This is a genomic window from Micromonospora sp. ATLC16 (assembly GCF_057196645.1).
The window spans coordinates 1-225 of sequence record NZ_JBXUOW010000200.1 but is presented as its reverse complement, the minus strand read 5'-3'; the positions used below and the strand labels follow the sequence as shown (position 1 = coordinate 225).

The window sequence follows — 225 nt, the reverse complement described above, 5'->3', positions numbered from 1 at the left end:
CGTGGCCGGCGGGAAAACGGTAGCGGCGCAGCGGCAGGCGTGGCTGGTCTTCGAAGACGAGGCCGGTCAGACGCTGCGCCCACCGAAGGCACGCACCTGGGGACGACGCGGGCGCACCCCCGTGGTCCCGGTGTCGGGCAAGGGCTCCGGCCGCGTCTCGATCGCCGGGCTGACCTGTTACCGGCCCGGCCAGCGGTCCCGACTGATCTACCGCACGATCACCCA

1 protein-coding gene is annotated in these 225 nt (G+C 72.9%); it reads left to right on the top strand.

Features of this window, described 5'->3' with window-relative positions; all coding sequences use genetic code 11:
• On the top strand, positions 1-225 hold a 225-nt coding region (locus tag AC2CHE_RS27040), incomplete at both ends, for a transposase domain-containing protein (protein WP_484507637.1).